Origin of the sequence: Pseudooceanicola profundi (assembly GCF_050897955.1) — a bacterium.
Lineage (GTDB): Bacteria > Pseudomonadota > Alphaproteobacteria > Rhodobacterales > Rhodobacteraceae > Pseudooceanicola.
On record NZ_JBPAXZ010000001.1, the window covers coordinates 2011238 to 2029261 of the forward strand.

General features: G+C 63.2%; 18 protein-coding genes. 11 read left to right on the forward strand and 7 right to left on the reverse strand.

The annotated features are described in order from the left end of the window. Window positions 1-59 precede the first annotated feature (59 nt). Complete coding sequence (locus ACRARG_RS10070; RefSeq protein ID WP_432689876.1) at window positions 60-878, forward strand: IclR family transcriptional regulator; 819 nt, start codon at window positions 60-62, stop codon at window positions 876-878. Window positions 879-968: 90 nt separating this feature from the next. On the opposite strand, the gene ACRARG_RS10075 is transcribed toward ACRARG_RS10070, so the two are convergent. Further along, a complete protein-coding gene (locus tag ACRARG_RS10075) occupies window positions 969-1934 on the reverse strand; it encodes an NADPH:quinone oxidoreductase family protein (protein WP_432689877.1) in 966 nt (321 codons plus the stop codon). Between the two features lie 240 nt (window positions 1935-2174). Here ACRARG_RS10075 and ACRARG_RS10080 point away from each other — a divergent pair, with 240 nt between their 5' ends. Next, window positions 2175-3818, forward strand: a complete 1644-nt coding sequence (locus ACRARG_RS10080) for a long-chain fatty acid--CoA ligase (RefSeq protein ID WP_432689878.1) — start codon at window positions 2175-2177, stop codon at window positions 3816-3818. A 62-nt stretch (window positions 3819-3880) separates the two neighbouring features. Here the strand turns inward: ACRARG_RS10080 and ACRARG_RS10085 are convergent, their stop codons facing one another. Further along, entirely contained in the window at window positions 3881-4360 is a 480-nt protein-coding gene (locus ACRARG_RS10085) for a MarR family winged helix-turn-helix transcriptional regulator (RefSeq protein ID WP_432689879.1), read from the reverse strand. 77 nt (window positions 4361-4437) lie between these two features. Between ACRARG_RS10085 and ACRARG_RS10090 the strand changes: the two genes are divergently transcribed. The 3 genes from ACRARG_RS10090 to ACRARG_RS10100 all read left to right on the forward strand — a co-directional run bounded on the left by ACRARG_RS10090 (window position 4438) and on the right by ACRARG_RS10100 (window position 7027). Then, the gene (locus ACRARG_RS10090; RefSeq protein ID WP_432689880.1) at window positions 4438-4932 is read left to right on the forward strand and encodes a PaaI family thioesterase; all 495 of its coding nucleotides are present in this window, start codon (window positions 4438-4440) and stop codon (window positions 4930-4932) included. A gap of 4 nt (window positions 4933-4936) precedes the next feature. Next, complete coding sequence (locus ACRARG_RS10095) at window positions 4937-6106, forward strand: MFS transporter (protein ID WP_432689881.1); 1170 nt, start codon at window positions 4937-4939, stop codon at window positions 6104-6106. A 66-nt stretch (window positions 6107-6172) separates the two neighbouring features. Then, window positions 6173-7027 carry a DMT family transporter gene (locus tag ACRARG_RS10100; protein WP_432689882.1) on the forward strand — a complete coding sequence of 285 codons (855 nt, stop codon included), beginning with the start codon at window positions 6173-6175 and terminating at the stop codon, window positions 7025-7027. 47 nt (window positions 7028-7074) lie between these two features. On the opposite strand, the gene ACRARG_RS10105 is transcribed toward ACRARG_RS10100, so the two are convergent. The 5 genes from ACRARG_RS10105 to ACRARG_RS10125 all read right to left on the reverse strand — a co-directional run bounded on the left by ACRARG_RS10105 (window position 7075) and on the right by ACRARG_RS10125 (window position 12066). Next, window positions 7075-7782, reverse strand: a complete 708-nt coding sequence (locus ACRARG_RS10105; RefSeq protein ID WP_432689883.1) for an ABC transporter ATP-binding protein — start codon at window positions 7780-7782, stop codon at window positions 7075-7077. Next, complete coding sequence (locus ACRARG_RS10110) at window positions 7779-8546, reverse strand: ABC transporter ATP-binding protein (protein WP_432689884.1); 768 nt, start codon at window positions 8544-8546, stop codon at window positions 7779-7781. The genes ACRARG_RS10105 and ACRARG_RS10110 overlap by 4 nt, the downstream gene beginning before the upstream one ends. Next, on the reverse strand, window positions 8543-9811 hold the full coding sequence (locus tag ACRARG_RS10115) for a branched-chain amino acid ABC transporter permease (protein WP_432689885.1): 1269 nt from the start codon (window positions 9809-9811) through the stop codon (window positions 8543-8545). Before ACRARG_RS10115 ends, ACRARG_RS10110 begins: the two co-directional genes overlap by 4 nt. Further along, a complete protein-coding gene (locus tag ACRARG_RS10120) occupies window positions 9808-10740 on the reverse strand; it encodes a branched-chain amino acid ABC transporter permease (RefSeq protein WP_432689886.1) in 933 nt (310 codons plus the stop codon). The genes ACRARG_RS10115 and ACRARG_RS10120 overlap by 4 nt, the downstream gene beginning before the upstream one ends. Before the next feature lie 78 nt (window positions 10741-10818). Next, entirely contained in the window at window positions 10819-12066 is a 1248-nt protein-coding gene (locus ACRARG_RS10125; protein WP_432689887.1) for a branched-chain amino acid ABC transporter substrate-binding protein, read from the reverse strand. Between the two features lie 141 nt (window positions 12067-12207). Between ACRARG_RS10125 and ACRARG_RS10130 the strand changes: the two genes are divergently transcribed. Genes ACRARG_RS10130 through ACRARG_RS10155 form a run of 6 tightly spaced genes read left to right on the forward strand, consistent with a single transcriptional unit; the run spans window position 12208 to window position 18004 of the window. Next, window positions 12208-13413 (forward strand): acyl-CoA dehydrogenase family protein, encoded by a 1206-nt coding sequence (locus tag ACRARG_RS10130; protein ID WP_432689888.1) that lies wholly within the window; start codon window positions 12208-12210, stop codon window positions 13411-13413. Window positions 13414-13425: 12 nt separating this feature from the next. Further along, window positions 13426-14550 (forward strand): acyl-CoA dehydrogenase family protein, encoded by a 1125-nt coding sequence (locus tag ACRARG_RS10135; protein ID WP_432689889.1) that lies wholly within the window; start codon window positions 13426-13428, stop codon window positions 14548-14550. Continuing rightward, a complete protein-coding gene (locus tag ACRARG_RS10140) occupies window positions 14550-15383 on the forward strand; it encodes an SDR family oxidoreductase (RefSeq protein WP_432689890.1) in 834 nt (277 codons plus the stop codon). Before ACRARG_RS10135 ends, ACRARG_RS10140 begins: the two co-directional genes overlap by 1 nt. A 3-nt stretch (window positions 15384-15386) precedes the next feature. Beyond that, on the forward strand, window positions 15387-15854 hold the full coding sequence (locus ACRARG_RS10145; RefSeq protein ID WP_432689891.1) for a MaoC family dehydratase: 468 nt from the start codon (window positions 15387-15389) through the stop codon (window positions 15852-15854). Next, window positions 15851-16777 (forward strand): SDR family NAD(P)-dependent oxidoreductase, encoded by a 927-nt coding sequence (locus ACRARG_RS10150; RefSeq protein ID WP_432689892.1) that lies wholly within the window; start codon window positions 15851-15853, stop codon window positions 16775-16777. Before ACRARG_RS10145 ends, ACRARG_RS10150 begins: the two co-directional genes overlap by 4 nt. Window positions 16778-16801: 24 nt before the next feature. Continuing rightward, window positions 16802-18004: an acetyl-CoA C-acyltransferase gene (locus ACRARG_RS10155; protein WP_432689893.1), complete on the forward strand. Its 1203-nt coding sequence runs from the start codon at window positions 16802-16804 to the stop codon at window positions 18002-18004. Window positions 18005-18024: the final 20 nt, after the last annotated feature.

The window sequence follows — 18024 nt, forward strand, 5'->3', positions numbered from 1 at the left end:
TGATTGTAATTCCGCAATGTGGAATTTAAACTATCGCCGGCGGTGAGGGAGTTGATCCAGTGCGTAAAAGAAATACCGATCCCGTGGCCGACGGCACGGAGCGCGACAATGATCGCCAGTTTGTGACGGCCCTTCACCGCGGGCTGGAAATCCTCCGGGCCTTCCATCCGCAGGACAAGGCGGGCCTGGGCAATTCCGAACTGGCCGAACGGACGGGCCTGCCCAATTCCACCGTCTCACGCCTCACCTTCACCCTGCTCAAGGCCGGCTACCTCGTCTATGACGAAGGCACCGGACGCTACCGTATGGGCGTGCCCGTGCTCTCGCTGGGCTACGCCTGCCTCGCCGGCATGCAGGTCCGCGAAACCGCGCAGGTCTATATGCAGAAGCTGGCCGAAGAGGCCGGCGACGGCGTGCTTGTCGCGCTCGGCGGCCGTGACGATATGGCGATCACCTATATCGCCGCCGCCCGCTCTCCGGGCGTGATCTCGCTCCAGCTCAACGTGGGCTCCCGCATCTCGCTTGCCCGCTCCGCCATGGGCCGGGCCTATATCGCCGGCACCTCGGAGGCCGAGCGCAAGGAGATCATCGAGCGCATCCACGAACGCACCCCGCCTGACAGGCTGAACCAGATCCTCGACGGAATCCACGACGCCTGCGACCAGATCCGGACCAAGGGCTTCTACTGCTCCATCGGCGCCTGGCAACGCGACGTGCATGCCGTCTCTGTCCCCTATCGCAGCCAGCAGCCCGACACCCCGATGCTCGCCTTCAACCTTGGTGGCTACGGCTTCTCCCTGCCCAAGGACCGGCTGGAAAACGAACTCGGCCCCAAGCTGGTCGACCTCGTCCGCATGGTCAGCCGCGTCGGCTACTGACACGGCGCGCCCCCCTTCTTTTTCTTGCAAAAAATATCCCCGCCGGAGGCATCCGACAGGGACATCAATCCGAACATCAGGCAGAGACGGTCACGGCACCAAAGCGATCTTCCCGACGGCACCACGGTTCAGCACCCGCTCCAGCACATCGCCGGCATCTTTCAGCGGATAGCGCCCTTCGATCAGCGGGGTGATCTTGCCCTCCGAATACCAGCCGAACAGTTCCTCCATATTCGCCAGATAGGCCGCCGGATCGCGCCGGGTCCAGTTACCCCAGAAGACACCAACCACCGAATATTCCTTCACCAGCGTCAGGTTGACCTGCAGTGTCGGGATCGTCTTGGAGGCAAAGCCGATGATCAGCAGCCGCCCCTCCGGTGCCATGAACCGCGACGCGGCATCAAAAGCCTCCCCGCCGACGCTGTCATAGACGACATCCGCGCCCTTGCCGCCGGTCAGGCCCTTCACCTCTTCCTTGAGGTTGTCATAGCCGATGGCGTGATCCGCCCCCTGCTCCAGCGCGATCTTGCGCTTTTCCTCGGTCGAACAGACCGCGATCACCTTGGCCCCCATGACCTTGCCGATCTGGATTGCGGCCGTGCCGGTCGCCCCCGCCGCACCAAAGATCACAAGGCTTTCACCCGGCTGCAGGTTCGCCCGCTGCTTCAGCGCATGATGCGAGGTCCCCCAGGCCACAAGCATGGCGCAGGCATCGGCCGCATCCATCCCCTCCGGCATGGCGAAACAGCGGCCTTCCTCGCCCACGGCCATCTCCGCATACCCGCCGGAGCAGGAACAGACCACGCGGTCGCCGGGTTTGAACCGGGTGACACCTTCGCCCACTGAAACGACCTCGCCCGCGACCTCGCCGCCGGGCGTAAAGGGCCGATCCGGTTTCACCTGGTAATTGCCCTGGACCATCAGCCCGTCAGGATAGTTCACGCCCGAAGCCTCCGTCCGGATCAGAACCTGGCCTTTGCCCGGCGTCAGATCCGGAACATCCACATACTTCAGGTCAGTAACCGGACCAAATTCTTCACAGACAATCGCTTTCATATGAACCTCCCTCAGCGAATCCGGCCCGTAACAGGGCCGGACGGTCCAGATAAACGTAACGATTTAACAGGCCTACACCATTGTAATCCGTAACATTTCGCAAGTTTTTGCCGTTAATTCCGACATGCGGACGATGATATTCCGACATGCGGTAAACTTACGGGGGGTTACTGCGGAATATCCTTCCACTCGCCCGGGGCAGGCACTACATATTTCTTAAGCTTTAAGGGAGGAAAGCCAATGAAAGGCATGATGATGCACCAGCCGCTGCTGGTGTCGGAGATACTTGAATTCGGTGTCGGCGCCTATCCGCGGGCCGAGATCGTCTCGGTCCGGACGGAGGGAGACGTCCACCGCGAAACCTTTCCCCAGATGCGCGACCGCACCGTTCAGCTGGCCCATGCGCTGAAGGCCCATGGCGTCGAACTGGGCGACCGGGTCGCGACGCTGGCCTGGAACGGCTACCGCCATATGGAGCTCTACTACGCGATCTCCGGCATCGGGGCGATCTGCCACACGATCAACCCCCGCCTCTCGGCCGAGCAGCTGATCTACATCGTGAACCATGCCGAGGACAAACTGCTGTTTGTCGATACGACATTTGTGCCGGTCATCGCGGCGGTGAAGGACCACCTTCCCAAAGACATCACCTATGTCGTGATGACCGACCGGGCCCATATGCCCGACACACCGTTTGAGGCGCTCTGCTACGAAGAGCTGCTGGAAGGCCAGCCCACCGATATCGACTGGCCGGTGTTCGACGAAAATACCGCCTGCGGGCTCTGCTACACCTCCGGCACCACCGGCAATCCCAAGGGCGCGCTCTATTCGCACCGCTCCACCGTACTGCACGGCCTGATGATCTCCGTCATGCAGTCCACCACGTTTAACGAAGGCGCCTCTGTTCTGCCCGTGGTTCCGATGTTCCACGTCAATGCCTGGGGTCTGCCCTATTCCTCGATCATATCCGGTCTGAACATGATCATGCCGGGGCCGGGTCTGGACGGGCCGAGCCTCTTCAAGCTGATGGACAGCGAAAAGGTCTATTCCGCCTGGGGCGTGCCGACCGTCTGGCAGGGCCTGCTGGCCGAGATCAAGAAACAGGGCCGCAAGCCCGAAGGGTTTGCCGATGTTGTCATCGGCGGGTCCGCCGCGCCGCGCTCCATGATCGAAGCCTTTGAGAAGATGGATGTGGGCGTCGGCCATGCCTGGGGCATGACAGAGATGTCGCCCGTCGGCACCCATGGCATCATGCCGAAATGGATGGAAAATGAGCCCTTCGAGACCCGGATCGACTACAAGTCGCTTCAGGGCCGCCGCTGCTTTGGCGTCGAGCTGAAGCTCGTCGACGAGGACGGCAAGCGTCTGCCGCATGACGGCAAGGCCGTGGGAGAGCTCTTCGTGCGCGGCAACACCGTCGTTTCCGGCTATTTCAAGAACGAGGAAGCCACCGCTAAGGCACTGGATGCCGAGGGCTGGTTCGGCACTGGCGACGTTGCCTCCATCGACAAGGACGGGTTCCTGTCGATCCAGGACCGCGCCAAGGATCTGATCAAATCGGGCGGCGAATGGATTTCCTCCATCGACCTTGAGAACCTCGCCATGGCGCATCCCGCCATCGCCCAGGCCGCGGCCATTGGGGTGAAACACCCGAAATGGGACGAACGTCCGATCCTTGTTGCCGTCATCGCCGAAGGGGCCACCAAACCCTCGCTGGACGAGATGCGCGACCACCTGTCGAGCGAATTCGCCAAATGGCAGCTGCCCGATGACATCGTCTGGGTCGATGCGATCCCTCTGACGGCCACTGGCAAGTTCTCCAAGCTGAACCTGCGCAAACAGCTGGCGGATTACAAACACCCGGAGCTGCGGGAAACCGCCTGACCTCAGGCCAGATCGAACCTTGAAGGGCGCCCGTTGCGGCGCCCTTTTCATGTCTCAGGCGCTCAACCTGCCTTTTTCTCAGTCGCGACCAATGCGTTGACGCGGGCCATGAGGCTGGCCATATCCATGCCGTCGCGGGCCTCTTCCTCCTCCACCTGCCGCTGTGCCCGCTGCCAGGCTTCGGCCCCGGCCACCAGCCGGCGCTGGCCTTCCCCGGTCAGGCTCAGCACCTTCTTCCGTTTGTCATCCGGATCGGGCGCCGCCGTCACCAGCCCCTCCCGTTCCAGCGGGACCATGCCGCGCGACAGGGCGGACTGGTCCATCTCCATCAGCCCGGCGACCTTCTGAACCGTGGGCTTGCGCAGATAGAGCACCCAGGCCAGCAGGGCCAGCTGCGAAATCGTCAGCCCGTGTTCGGCCAGCGCGGCGTCGTAAAGGCGGATCATCCGCCGCGACGCCCGCCGGACGGCAAGGCAATAGCAGCTGCCGGTCAGCAATTCCGCAAGGGCGGGCGGGACAGTTTCGATATCGCTCTTGGGCATGTTTCCGGCAGACCTCACTTGACTCCATGCATATGCATGGGAATTATGTGCATACGCATCCATTAAAGGGTTATCCCATGTTCGACCGCGCGCCAATCCCTGAATATGTCACCGGCACTGCCGATCCGTCGCAGGTGATTGGCCTGACCGGGCTGGAACAGATGCAGGCCATCCTCGACGGCACCCTCCCGGCCCCGAGCATGGCCCGCACCATGACCCAGTGGATCACCCGCATCGCGGAGGGGGAGGTCGAATTCCGAGGCGAACCTTCGGCCGGGGTCCTGAACCCGCTGGGGATCGTGCATGGCGGCTGGGCGATGACCCTGCTCGACAGCGCGCTTGGCTGTGCCGTGCACACGACACTCGCGAAGGGAGAGATGTTCGTCTCCCTCGATACCGACGTCAAATTTATCCGGGCGATCCGCGCCGATACCGGACAGGTCAGATGCATCGGACGGGTGCAGACACGCGGCCGCCGCATCGCGACGGCCGAGGGCGTGGTGGAGGATATGAACGGCAAGATCCTCGCCACCGGCACCTCCTCCTGCTTCATTCAGCCGATGGGCGGATGAGAAGATGAAACTCTTCGCTCTCATGCTGGCACCGCTGGCCTTTACCACCGGTGTCTTCGTCTTTGCCGGGGTGCTTGGACCGATGGCCGAAGATCTCGGCGTCTCTGTCGGCCATGCCGGACAGCTGCAATCGGCCTTTGCCGTGACCTGTGCGATCAGCGGGCCGATCCTTGCCATCCTGACCGGCAGGCTGGGCCGCAAGGGCATCCTCGTGGCCACCATGGCCTATATGGCGGTGATGAATGCCCTGTCGGCCCAGATGCCCAGCTTTGGCGGGCTGCTGACCCTCCGCATCCTCGCCGGAGCCTTTGGCGCCCTGGCTCTTCCGATGGCTTCCACCATCGCGGTGGCGCTGGTTGGCCCCGAACGCCGCGCCCGGGCGCTGGCCGTCATCTATGGCGGGGTCTCTCTGGCCTTTCTGTCCGGCGTTCCCGTCGGCTCTATCGTCGGGGAAGCCTACGGCTGGCGGGCGAGCTTCCTTCTCGCCGCCGCGCTCTGCGCCTTTGCCTGCCTGATGGTATTGGTCTTTGTTCCGAAAGTCCCCGCACCGCCCCCCATGGCCAAAGGTGCCTTCGCCGCCGTCCTTCGCTGGCCCACCACCGGCTACCTGCTGGTGACGATGCTGGCCTTCGCCGCGATCTTTTCCGCCATCGGATATGTCGGGCCGGTGGTCACGAAACTGACGGGGTTTTCCGGGCCGGGCGTCGGCGCGGTGCAGATGATCTCGGGCCTCGGTTCGATCCTCGGGCTGACCATCGGGACACGTATGGTGGAGGGAGGCGCGCGGCGGCCGCTCATCTGGCTCTTCGCCACGATCTTTGTCGCGCAGGGCATCTTCGCGGCCGGGCTGATCGGCGGAGCTTATGGCGGTCTCGGCCTCGCGGTTGCCGTCATCGCCATGGCCTTCGGCTCAACCTCCCTCTTCGGGACAGCCCCCATCGTGCAGACCCGGCTGGCACAGGCGGCAGGTCCTGCCGCGACCCTGGCCTTCGCGCTGAACGGGTCGATGGTCTACCTCGGTCAGGGCACCGGCGTGATCCTCGGCGGGCTGATGCTGGGGGCGCGCGGCCTCGATTATGTCAGCACGGCGGGCATGGCCGTGGCCGTTGTCGGTCTGCTGCTGGCCTGGGCGCTGAGGACCCGGACCCAGACGCTGGCGCCTGCCCCGTCCTGACGGCCGGGCGGGCTGGACCCCGCCCCCGCCCTGCGTCACAACGGGACGTCAGGGAGAGGAGCCCCCATGTACAGCGCGACGCTGCGATATGCCGCCATAGTGGTGGCCGGGATGGTGTGTATCGTGCTGGGCGATACGGCCGGCAAGACGATGACGAGCCAGGGGATGAGTCCCTTTTTCGTCGCCTGGGGCCGGTTCGCACTGGCCGCCGCCCTGCTGGCCCCCTTCTGCGCGCTGCGCCGCGCGGATCTGCGGGCCTTCACCCGGCCCGCGCTGATCCTGCGGGCCGGGCTGATCGTGGCCGGCATCTGCCTGATCCTGACGGCCCTGCGCACGGAACCTATCGCCAATGTCTTCGGCGGCTTCTTCGTCAGCCCGGTCATCGCCTATTTCGGATCGGCACTGGCTCTGCGGGAACGCATATCACTGGCCCGCTCAGCGCTTCTGCTGCTTGGCTTCTGCGGCGTGATCCTCGTCGTCAAACCCGGGTTCGGAATGACGCCGGGAATGGTCTTTGCCGTCGGCGCAGGCAGTTGCCACGGCGCTTACCTTGTCGCGACACGGGCCGTCGCGGGTCAGTGGCGGCCCCGGTTGCTACTGCTGTCACAGCTGGTCATCGGCGGGCTGGTGCTGACCCCTCCCGGCCTGATGGCCTGGCCCGAGACACTGCCGCCGGGGTTCGCCTGGGCCTTTCCGCTTTCTGCCATCGGATCTGCCATGGGCAATTACCTCGTCGTGATCGCCAGCCGTGTCCTGCCGGGCAATATCGTGGCGCCGCTGATCTATTCGCAGATCGTGGCGGCCATCATCGTCGGATATCTGGCCTTCGGCGACTGGCCCGATGCTCTGGCCTTCCTCGGCCTTGCGGTCATCGTCGGCTCCGGCGGGCTGGGGCTGTGGTTCGCCACCCGCGGCCGATAAAAAAGGGGGCCATCGGGCCCCCTTAATCGGTCAGTGGACAGAGAGGATCAGACCTCCAGCCATTCCTTTTTCACGTCGTCGCGGGTGGCGAATTCGTCCGGCGTGCCGGAATAGACGATCTCCCCATGGCCCATGACATAGACCCGGTTGGCGATGCGCAGCGCAATGGACAGCTTCTGTTCGACCAGCAGAATTGCCACGCCGGTCTTGGCGATCTCCGCGATTGTGTCGCCGATCTGCTGCACGATCTTGGGCGCCAGCCCTTCGGTCGGCTCGTCGATGATGATCAGCTCCGGATCGCCCATCAGGGTCCGGCACATGGTCAGCATCTGCTTTTCCCCACCCGAGAGCACACCGGCGGCATTGTCGGCCCGGCGCCGCAGGTTGGGGAACATGTCGAGCATGTCCTCGACGTTGTACTTCCCCGGATTCTTCATGTCCTTGATGCCGAGCACGAGGTTCTGGCGCACCGTCATCGTCGGAAAGATATCCCGCGACTCCGGCACATAGCCCAGCCCCATACGCGCGATCTTGTGGCTTTCAAGGCCCGAAATCGGCTGGCCCTTGAACATGATCTCACCCTTGGGCGCGACCTCCCCCATGATGGCCTTGGCGGTGGTGGAACGCCCCACCCCATTGCGGCCCAGAAGCGCGATCACCTCGCCCGGCATGATCTCCATGTTCACGCCACGCAGGACGTGGGACTTGCCGTAGAAGGCATGCAGGTCTTTCACCTGAAGCATTGGCTGGGTCATACCGTTTCCTCCGGCAGGGCTTCATCGCCCAGATAGGCCTCGCGCACCTTCGGGTCGCCACGGATTTCCGTTGGCGGCGCGGAGGCGATGATCTCCCCATACACCAGCACGGAGATGCGGTCGGCGAGGTCAAAGATCACGCCCATGTCATGCTCCACGATCAGCAGCGTCTTGCCCTCGGTCGCGTTCCGGATCAGCTCCACCGCGCGGTCGGTTTCCGAATGGCTCATGCCTGCGGTCGGTTCGTCCAGAAGGATGACATTGGCCCCGCCCGCGATGGTGATCGCGATTTCCAGCGCCCGCTGGTCGGCATAGGGCAGAAGCGCGGCGGGCGTGTTGGCCTTATCGGCCAGCGCGCATTGCTCCATGATCTCCCATGTCTTTTCCTGCACGGATTTGGAGGCGGCAACGCTCTTCCAGAAGGAATAGCCCTGCCCTTCGGCATGCAGCACGCCGCAGCGCACGTTTTCTCGCACCGTCATATTGGCGAAGATGTTGGACACCTGGAAAGACCGCGACAGGCCCATCCGGTTGATCTTGAAAGGCTCCACCCCGGAGATCAGCGTGCCGTTCAGCGACACCGTCCCCGAGGTCGGGACATAAAGCCCCGAGATCAGGTTGAAGAGCGTGGATTTCCCCGCACCGTTCGGCCCGATGATCGCGTGACGCTCGCCTTTGGCCACGTCCAGCGTCACGTCATTGATGATCTTGGCCGGGCCGAAGCTCTTGCACAGGTTCTTGATGGAAAGCGCAGGCACGGTCATTCGCCGGTCTCCTCTTTCATGCGGCGGACAGTGTGCAGAAGCGCACCGCCACCGACCAGCGTCACAAGGATCACGATCCAGCTCAGGACACTGTCATAGGTGAAATGCAGGCCGAAAGGCTCAAACGCCTCGCCATAGCCGCTGGACCAGCGCACGGCGATCTCGATCAGCACGATCAACCCGATCAGCGTGACGAAATACCCCAGAAGCTGCAGCAGCCAGAGCTTGATGAACTCGCCCGAGTCCTTGCCCCGGATGCCGTCCCAGAAGCCAAAGACGATCCCGGCCAGACCACGCGGCGCATACATCACGATCATGATGAACAGCAGCCCGAGGTAGAGCAGCCAGGCCTCCGTGAAGTCCGACATCATCGACTGCATGTAGGTCAGCAGGATCGCCCCCATGATCGGGCCGACGAAATAGGTGATGCCACCCACATAGGCCATGATCAGCACAAAACCCGACGGGATCAGCGACAGCGATTCCGGCGTGAAGATCTCGTAGTTCACGGCGGTCATGCCACCGGCCAGACCCGCGAAACCGCCGGAGATCAGGAACACCAGATACCGCACCCGATGCGGGTTATAGCCGATGAACTGGACCCGCTGCGGGTTGTCGCGCGTCGCCTCTGACAGGCGGCCCAGCGGCGTGCGGGTAAAGGCATACATCAGCACGATGGACAGGATCGTCCAGAAGGCCATGAACCAGTAGACATCGCTGTTCGGACCCATGCTGAGACCGAAAAGCTCCGGCCCGTTCATCCGGTCGCCGGAAATCCCCTGTTCGCCGCCAAAGAGGCTGTCGAACATGAAGGCGCCGGAGAAGACGAGCTCTGCCACACCAAGCGAGATCATGGCAAAGGTCGTGCCCGCGCGGCGGCAGGACGGCCAGCCGATGATCGCCCCGGCCAGCGCGCCACCGGCAAAGCCCAAGAGCGGCAGGAAGAACACCGGGTAATTGGCCCAGATGCCTGTCCCCTCCTCGATCCAGTTCATGGCATGCATGCAGAGATAGCCGCCAAGCCCGAAATAGACCGCATGCCCGAACGAGAGCATGCCCCCCTTGCCCAGCAGCATGTTGTAAGCCAGTGCGAAGACGATGTTGATCGCCATCTGGTGCACCAGCGTATAGACGGTGCGTGACGGATCGGTCATCGGGATCGCCAGCACGATGGCGGCGAAGATCAGGATCGGCAGGACACGCTGCCGGAACTTGGCACCCGCAGAGGGCACCATGTTGTCGTAAGTCTGGGTTGCGTCGCTCATAGTTCCTGCTCCCCCATCAGGCCGCGAGGCCTAAAGATCAGCATCAGCACCAGCAGCAGGAACGGCATGACCGGCCCCAGCGAGGAAATCGTGATGCTGCCCACTTCGGAGCCCTGATTGAGCCCCAGCCAGCCGAAGATATCCGCGAAAGAGGCATTGATGCCGACCGCGAGGTTCTGCAGCAGACCGATCAGCAGGGAGGCAAGGAAAGCCCCCTCCAGCGATCCGATCCCGCCGACGACGACCACCACAAAGACGATCGGGCCCATCTGCACGGCCATGGCCGGGTCGGTGACGAAGATATTGCCCGCGATCACGCCCGCAAGGCCCGCCATAGCGCAACCGATGCCAAAGACGGTCATGAAGATCAGCGGCACGTTATGCCCCAGATGCCCCACCATATGCGGATGGGTCAGCGCGGCCTGGATGATCAGCCCCGCGCGGGTCTTTTTCAGCAGGAACCACAGGCCGACCAGCATCCCGATAGCAATGACCAGCATGAACATGCGGTAAGCCGGGAAGGAGGCGCCGTAGATCGTAAAAGCATGGAAATTCAGAAGATCGGGGATTTTGTAATCCACGGCCACCTTGCCGTAGACGATCTTGACGATCTCCTCGATCAGATAGGCGAGGCCAAAGGTGAAGAGCAGCTCTGCCACATGCCCGTTGGCATGGACTTTTCTCAGCCCGTATTTTTCAACCAGCGCCCCGATGATGCCGACAAGAACCGGCGCCACAAACAGCGCGAGCCAGAAACTCGTCGCTCCCATGATGGTGAAGGCAAAATAAGCGCCCAGCATGTAGAAGCTCGCATGTGCGAAGTTCAGAACGCCCATCATCGAGAAGATGAGCGTCAGGCCGGACGAGAGCATGAAGAGCAGAAGCCCGTAGATCACGCCGTTCAGCAGCGCGAAAACGATCGTTTCCATGTCGACCTCGTTATAGGTAAGCGGGGCGCCGCACGCATCTGCACGGCGCCCCTGTCACTCGGCTGTTAGGCCAGGCAATTAGCCCTTCTCGGGCCGCTCCATTTCACAGGTCGTCGGCTGCTCGGCGGCAGATGCGTCGATCTTGCCCCCCTCCAGCAGCTTCCAGCCCAGGTCGATATTGTCGACGCCGAACATCACATCCGCGCCGTCAACCTTGGCGACGGTGGAGATGTAAAGGTTCTGCTGCACCTGGTGATCCTCGGCCCGCATGGTCGCGGTGCCATAGGGCTCTTCCAGCTCCATGCCTTCCATCGCGAAGGCGACCGGGATCGGATCGTTGCTGCCGGCCTCGGTTGCGGCCTTGGCAAACATGTTCAGCGTGTTGAACGCCCGGTGGTAGTAATAGTCATACTCCGGGAAGCGCTCTTTATACTCCTTGATCAGTTCGATCTGAGCATCGTCCGCTTCAAGGTTCGTGATCGCTTCGGTCACCTGATACAGACGATCCATCGCGCCTTCACCCAGTGCGGACACAGCCCCGAGGGACCCGCCGTAGAAGGTGAAGTAAGGGATCTCGGACCCGGATTCAGCGGCCGCTTTCATCAGCAGCTGCATGTCGGCGCCCCAGTTGCCGGTGATGACCGCATCCGCACCCGAAGAGATGATCTTCTGAATGTAGGGGGTGAAGTCCTTCACCTTGGCCAGCGGGTGCAGCTCATTGCCTACGATCTCGATATCGGGGCGCTTTTCACCCAGCTGCGACACGGCGGCCGCCGCCACAGCTTCGCCAAACACGTAGTCCTGGCCGATCAGGTAGACCTTTTTGATGTCGTCCTGAGCTTTGATGTAGTCGGTGATAGCCGCCATTTTCATGTCGGCATGCGCATCAAAGCGGAAGTGGTAGAAGGAGCAGGCTTCGTTGGTGAACGCCGGCGTCACAGCCGCGTAGTTGAAGAAGACAACCTCTTCGCCCGGGTTCCGCTGGTTGTGCTTGTTGACCGCCTCGATCAGAGCCGCTGCCACCGAAGAGCCGTTGCCCTGCAGAATGTAGCGCGCGCCATCGTCGATGGCTTTCTGAAGCTGAACCAGCGATTCTTTCGGGTTCACCTTGTTGTCGTAGCCGGTGACCACGATCTCTTCGCCGTTCACGCCACCATTGGCGTTGATATGTTCGGCGGCCAGTTCAAAGCTTGTAAAGCCGGCCTCGCCCGAGGGACCCATGGGGCCCGACAGCGGGTCGATGAAGGCAAATTTCACTTCTGCGGTTGCGGCAGAGACAGCAACAACAGAGACTGCAGCCGCAAGAGCGGCGGTTCTGATAGACATAGATTTCCTCCCGTTACGAAATTCCGAATGTGAATCCGGGGTATTTCAAGGCCGATCAAAAGGTTTCCTTCCCGCCTTGTCAAGCAAAGTGTGAAATTCTATTCTGCACTGCAAAACATTACGCGTTTGGGAGGAGCGTTCATGTTGTCATTTCCGGATGACCTCGACCAGTTTCGGTCTGAGGTCGCGGCCTTCATAGCCGAAAAATGTCCGCAAAAACTGAAGGTTATGCCATCCGAAGACCGCAGCACCTGCTGGGGTGGAAAGCGGTTCGAATTTACATGCCCGGAGCAGCGAATCTGGATGGAGAACGCGGCGGAGGTTGGCCTGACTGCCCCCCGCTGGCCCACTGAATACGGCGGTGCGGGCCTGTCGCGCGAGCAGGAAAAGGTGTTTCGCGCTGAAATGGCAGCGGCAAAGGCGCCCTCACCGCTCGAATCCTTCGGTCTCTGGATGCTAGGCCCCGCCCTCCTCGCCTTCGGCACCCATGAACAGAAGCTGAAATACCTCCCCGACATCACCAATGGCCGCATCCGCTGGTGCCAGGGCTATTCCGAACCCGGAGCCGGGTCCGACCTCGCCTCCGTGCAGACGCGGGCAGAGGACAAGGGCGACCACTGGGTGGTCAATGGGTCGAAGATCTGGACCTCCTACGCCAACCACGCCGACTGGATCTTTGCCCTCGTCCGCACCGACAAGGACGCGCCCAAGCACAAGGGCATCTCTTTCATGCTGATCGACATGGAAACGCCGGGCGTCACCACCAAGCCGATCAAGCTGATCTCCGGCACCTCTGTCTTCTGCGAGACCTTCTTTGACGATGTCGTCGTGCCCAAGACCGACGAAGAGGGCAATTCCCGTATCGTCGGTGAGCTGAATCGCGGCTGGGACGTGGCCAAACACCTGCTGACGCATGAGCGCGAGATGATCGGCGGCGGCGGCTCGGGTGCGGCAGGCGGTATCCTCGGCGGCCGCTCTCTCGGCGCCTTCATCGGCTCGCTGGACGAGACGATCATGGAAGACAACGTGATCCGCGCCGAAACGATGGAGCTGGAGATCGACACGTTGGCCATGGGCATGACCATGGAGCGCTACAAGGACATGGCGAAACAGGGCGGCGTCGGCCATGCCTCTGCCTTGCTGAAATATTCCGGGACGGAGCTGAACAAGCGCCGCTATGAACTCTTGATGTCCATCACCGGCTCCGAAGGGCTGGAATGGAAGGGCGATCACGGCACGCTGGCCCCCGAATGGCTGCGCACCAAGGCCAATTCGATCGAGGGCGGGACGAGCGAGGTCATGCTCGACATCCTGTCCAAACGCGTCCTCGAACTGCCCTCGGCGTAAAGGAATACAGATATGGTTGCTTCGCTTATCCCGACCGAGGATGAAGTCATGCTGCGCGATGCCGCGCGCGGGTTCCTCACCGAAAGCTCTCCGGTTACCGCCTTCCGCGCCAATCGCGATGCGGACCGCACCTACGACCCCGGCCTCTGGAAAGAAATGGCCCAGATGGGCTGGACCGGCGTTCTGCTGCCAGAAGAGGCTGGCGGCTCCGACATGGGGCACCGCGCCGCTGGTATCCTGAGCGAGGAGATGGGCGAGGTGCTGGCCGCCTCCCCCTTCATCTCCACCGCCGTCATGGCCGCGACCGCCCTGAAGGGTGCCGCCAACGACCGGCTGGCCGCCATCGCCTCCGGCGAGGCAATCTATGCGCTGGCCGTGGACGAGAGGCCGAAACACGGCCCCGCCCGCACCGCCTTGGCGGCGGAGAAATCCGGCAATGCCTTCACCCTGTCGGGCCGCAAGGTCTTCGTGGCCGATGGCGGCGCCGCAACCCGCGTGCTGGTGCTGGCCCGCACCGGCGGTTCTGTCGGCGAGACCGAAGGCCTGACCCTTTTCGACATCGACGCCAGCCGCGCCGGTCTGACCCGGACGGGCAAGCATACGGTCGATGAACGCGACCACGCCCAGCTAGACTTCGACAATGTCGCGGCGACGGGCGACGATGTGGTGGGCGAGGTCGACGGCGGCTGGGCCGCGATCGCCACCGCACTGAACGCCGGTCAGGCAGCGCTCTCCGCGGAACTGCTGGGCGTCTCTGCTGGCGCCTTCGGCATGACCACCGGCTACCTGAAGGAACGCAAGCAGTTCGGCCGCACCATCGGGTCCTTCCAGGCCCTGCAGCACCGCGCCGCGCATCTCTTTGCCGAGATTGAGATCACCGCCTCCGCCATCGCCAACGCGGGCCGGGTCATGGACGAGACGCCGGAGGATGCGGACATCGCCGTCTCCATCGCCAAGGCCCGCGCCACCCAGACTGCCAAGCTCGCGGTCAGCGAGGGCGTGCAGATGCATGGCGGCATCGGCATGACCGATGAATTCGACATGGGCTTCTTCATGAAGCGCGCCCGCGTCGGCGCGGAATGGCTGGGCGACTATGGCTACCACGCCAACCGCGTCGCCAGGGCGCGCGGGTTCTGATGTCGGACCTGCTGGCCACAAAGCTCTTTGACCTGAGCGGCAAGACGGCGCTCGTCACCGGCGGCGCCTCCGGCATCGGCCTGATGGCGGCAGAGGCGTTGATGGGCGCGGGCTGCGACGTGATGATCGCCTCGCGCAAGGCCCATGCCTGCGAAGGCGCGGCGGATCAGCTGAACGGTATGGGTCTGAAAGGCCGCGCCGTGGGCTTCGCCGGGGATGTCGGCACCGAAGAGGGCGTTCTGGCGCTGGTGAAAGAGGTCAAAAGCCGCACCGACCGCCTGCCGATCCTGCTCAACAACGCGGGCAAGACCTGGGGCGCGCCCTCGATGGAGGAATTTCCCTATGAGGCCTGGTCGCGTGTCATGGACGTCAATGTCACCGGCATGTTCTACCTGACGCAGAAGCTGCTGCCGCTACTCCGCAAGGCGGGCACGGCGGAGGATCCGGCGCGGGTGGTCAACACCGGCTCCATCGTCGGCATCATGCCACGCGGTGGCACCGCCTACAGCTACGGCGTCTCCAAGGGCGCCGTGCACCATATGACGACGATCATGTCGTCCGAACTGGCCCCGCAGCATATCACCGTCAACGCCTTCGCGCCCGGCCCCTTCCTGTCGAAGATGATGGCCTTCGCCATCGGTACGGAAGAACAGCGGGAACAGGCCGGGAAGAACATCCCGCTCGGCCGTGTCGGCACGCCCGAGGATATCGCGGGCGTTGTGCTTTATCTCTGCTCCCGCGCGGGGGCCTATGTCTCCGGACACACGATCCCGGTGGCGGGCGGTCTGAATGCCGCCGTCGCCGCCCGGTCCGCATCAGCAATGGAGGATTAACTGATGGGCAAGACCATCCCACGCGAAGAGTTTGAGGCCATGGTCGGCCAGGAGTTGGGCGTTTCCGACTGGTTCGAGATCACGCAGGAGCGGATCAACCAGTTCGCCGACTGCACCGAGGACTGGCAATATATCCATGTCGACCCGGAAAAGGCCAAGGACACGCCCTTTGGCACCACCATCGCCCATGGCTTCCTGACGATGTCGCTGCTCTCGGCCATGGTCTACCAGATGCCGGTGATGGAAGGCGTCGTGATGGGCGTGAACTATGGCATGAACAAATGCCGCTTCGTGTCGCCCGTACCGGTGAACTGCCGCATCCGGGGCCGCTTTGTCCTGTCGAAATTCGAGGAAATCCGCCCCGGCGAGGTTCAGACCACCACCGCCGTGACGGTGGAGGTCGAAGGCCGGGAAAAACCCGCGCTGGTCGCCGAATGGCTGGGCCGCCGCTACTTCGGAGAGGCCGCATGACTATCCGTTTTGACAACCGTGTTGCCATCGTCACCGGGGCCGGGGTCGGCCTTGGCCGGTCCCATGCCCTTGGCCTCGCCGCGCGAGGCTGCAAGGTCGTCGTCAATGATCTGGGCGTCGCCACGGATGGCACCGGCCAGTCCTCCGAACAGGCCCTGTCGGTCGTGAAGGAGATCGAGGCCATGGGCGGCGAAGCCATGGCCCATGGTGCCAATGTCACCGAACCCGATCAGGTCAAGGACATGGTCGATCAGGCCATCGCGAAATGGGGCAAGGTGGATATCCTCGTCTGCAACGCGGGCATCCTGCGCGACAAGACCTTCGCCAAGATGGAGCTCGACGACTTCCGCAAGGTGGTGGAGGTGCACCTGATGGGCTCCGTCGTGCCGACCAAGGCGCTCTGGGACCATTTCCGCGAAAACGAATATGGCCGGATCGTCTACACGACCTCCGCCTCCGGCATCTACGGCAACTTCGGGCAGTCCAACTATGGCTCCGCCAAGGCGGGCGTCGTCGGCCTGATGAACGTGCTGGTTCAGGAAGGCCACAAGTACAACATCAAGCTGAACATCCTGGCCCCCACCGCCGCGACCCGCATGACCGAAGGTCTGCTTCCGCCGCAGGTGCTCGACCTGCTGGGGCCGGAGACGATCACCCCCGGCCTGCTGACCCTCGCGCATGAGGACAGTCCGAACCGGATGATCCTCGGTGCCGGCGGCGGCTGCTTTGCCGAATGCCGCATCTACGAAACCGAGGGCGTGGCCTTTGCTGATGACGAGCTCGACCCCGATACGATCATGGCCCGGATGGCCGACATCCGCTCCGAAGCCAATCAGAAGATCATGCCGGGCGCCTTCGACCAGACCCGCAAATACGCCCAGATGGCCGCCGAGAAGCGCGGCATCGAGCTACCCAAATCGTGAGACATTCAAAGGGAGGACACCCAAATGCGTGATGCAGTCATCGTCTCAACCGCCCGGACCCCGATCGGCAAGGCCTTTCGCGGTGCGTTCAACAACACCCAGGCCCAGGAACTGATCGGCCATGCCGTAAAGAACGCGGTCGGCCGCGCCGGCCTCGACGGCTCCGAAATCACCGATTGCGTGATCGGCTGCGCGATTGAGCAGGGCTCCACCGGCGGCAATATCGGCCGTCAGGCCGTGATCCGCGCGGGCCTGCCCGTGACCATCGGCGGCATGTCGATGGACCGCCAGTGTGCGAGCGGAATGATGGCCATCGCCACGGCGGCCAAGCAGGTCATCCATGACGGCATGGATGTCTGCATCGGCGGCGGCGTGGAATCCATCTCCCTCGTGCAGAACCAGAACATGCGCACCGACCGCGCCCGCGACCCCTGGATCGTGGAGCACAAGCCGGAGCTCTACATGACCATGCTGGAAACCGCGGAAATCGTCGCCGACCGTTACGGCGTCACCCGCGAGGAGCAGGACGAATACGCCCTGCGCTCCCAGCAGCGCACTGCAGCCGCCCAGCAGGCCGGCAAGTTCGATGACGAGATCGTGCCGCTGACCTCGACCATGGCGGTCGTGGACAAGGAGACGAAAGAGGTCTCCTACAAGGAGGTCACGCTCGACAAGGACGAAGGCAACCGCCCCTCGACCACGCTGGAGAACCTGCAAGGCCTTCAGCCGGTCTTCAAGGACGGCCAGCAGGTCAAGCAGGGCATGCACATCACCGCAGGCAACGCGTCGCAGCTGTCGGACGGCGCTTCCGCCTCCGTCGTCATGGAAGCCAAGGTGGCCGAACAACGCGGGCTTGAGCCGCTGGGCCGCTACGTCGGCGTGATGGCCGCGGGCCTCGGACCGGAAGAGATGGGTATCGGCCCGATCTACGCCGTGCCGAAACTGCTGGAGGCCCATGGCCTCAAGATGGACGACATCGACCTGTGGGAGCTGAACGAAGCCTTCGCCTGCCAGGTGCTGCAATCCGCCAAGGTTCTGGGCATCCCGCATGAGATCCTGAACGTCAACGGCGGCGCGATCTCCGTCGGCCATCCCTATGGCATGTCGGGCGCCCGCATGGTCGGCCATGCGCTGATCGAGGGCAAGCGCCGCGGCGCCAAATACGTTGTCTGCACCATGTGTGTGGGCGGCGGCATGGGCGCGGCCGGCCTCTTCGAAGTGCTCTGATACCAACCGGCCCCTGCCCT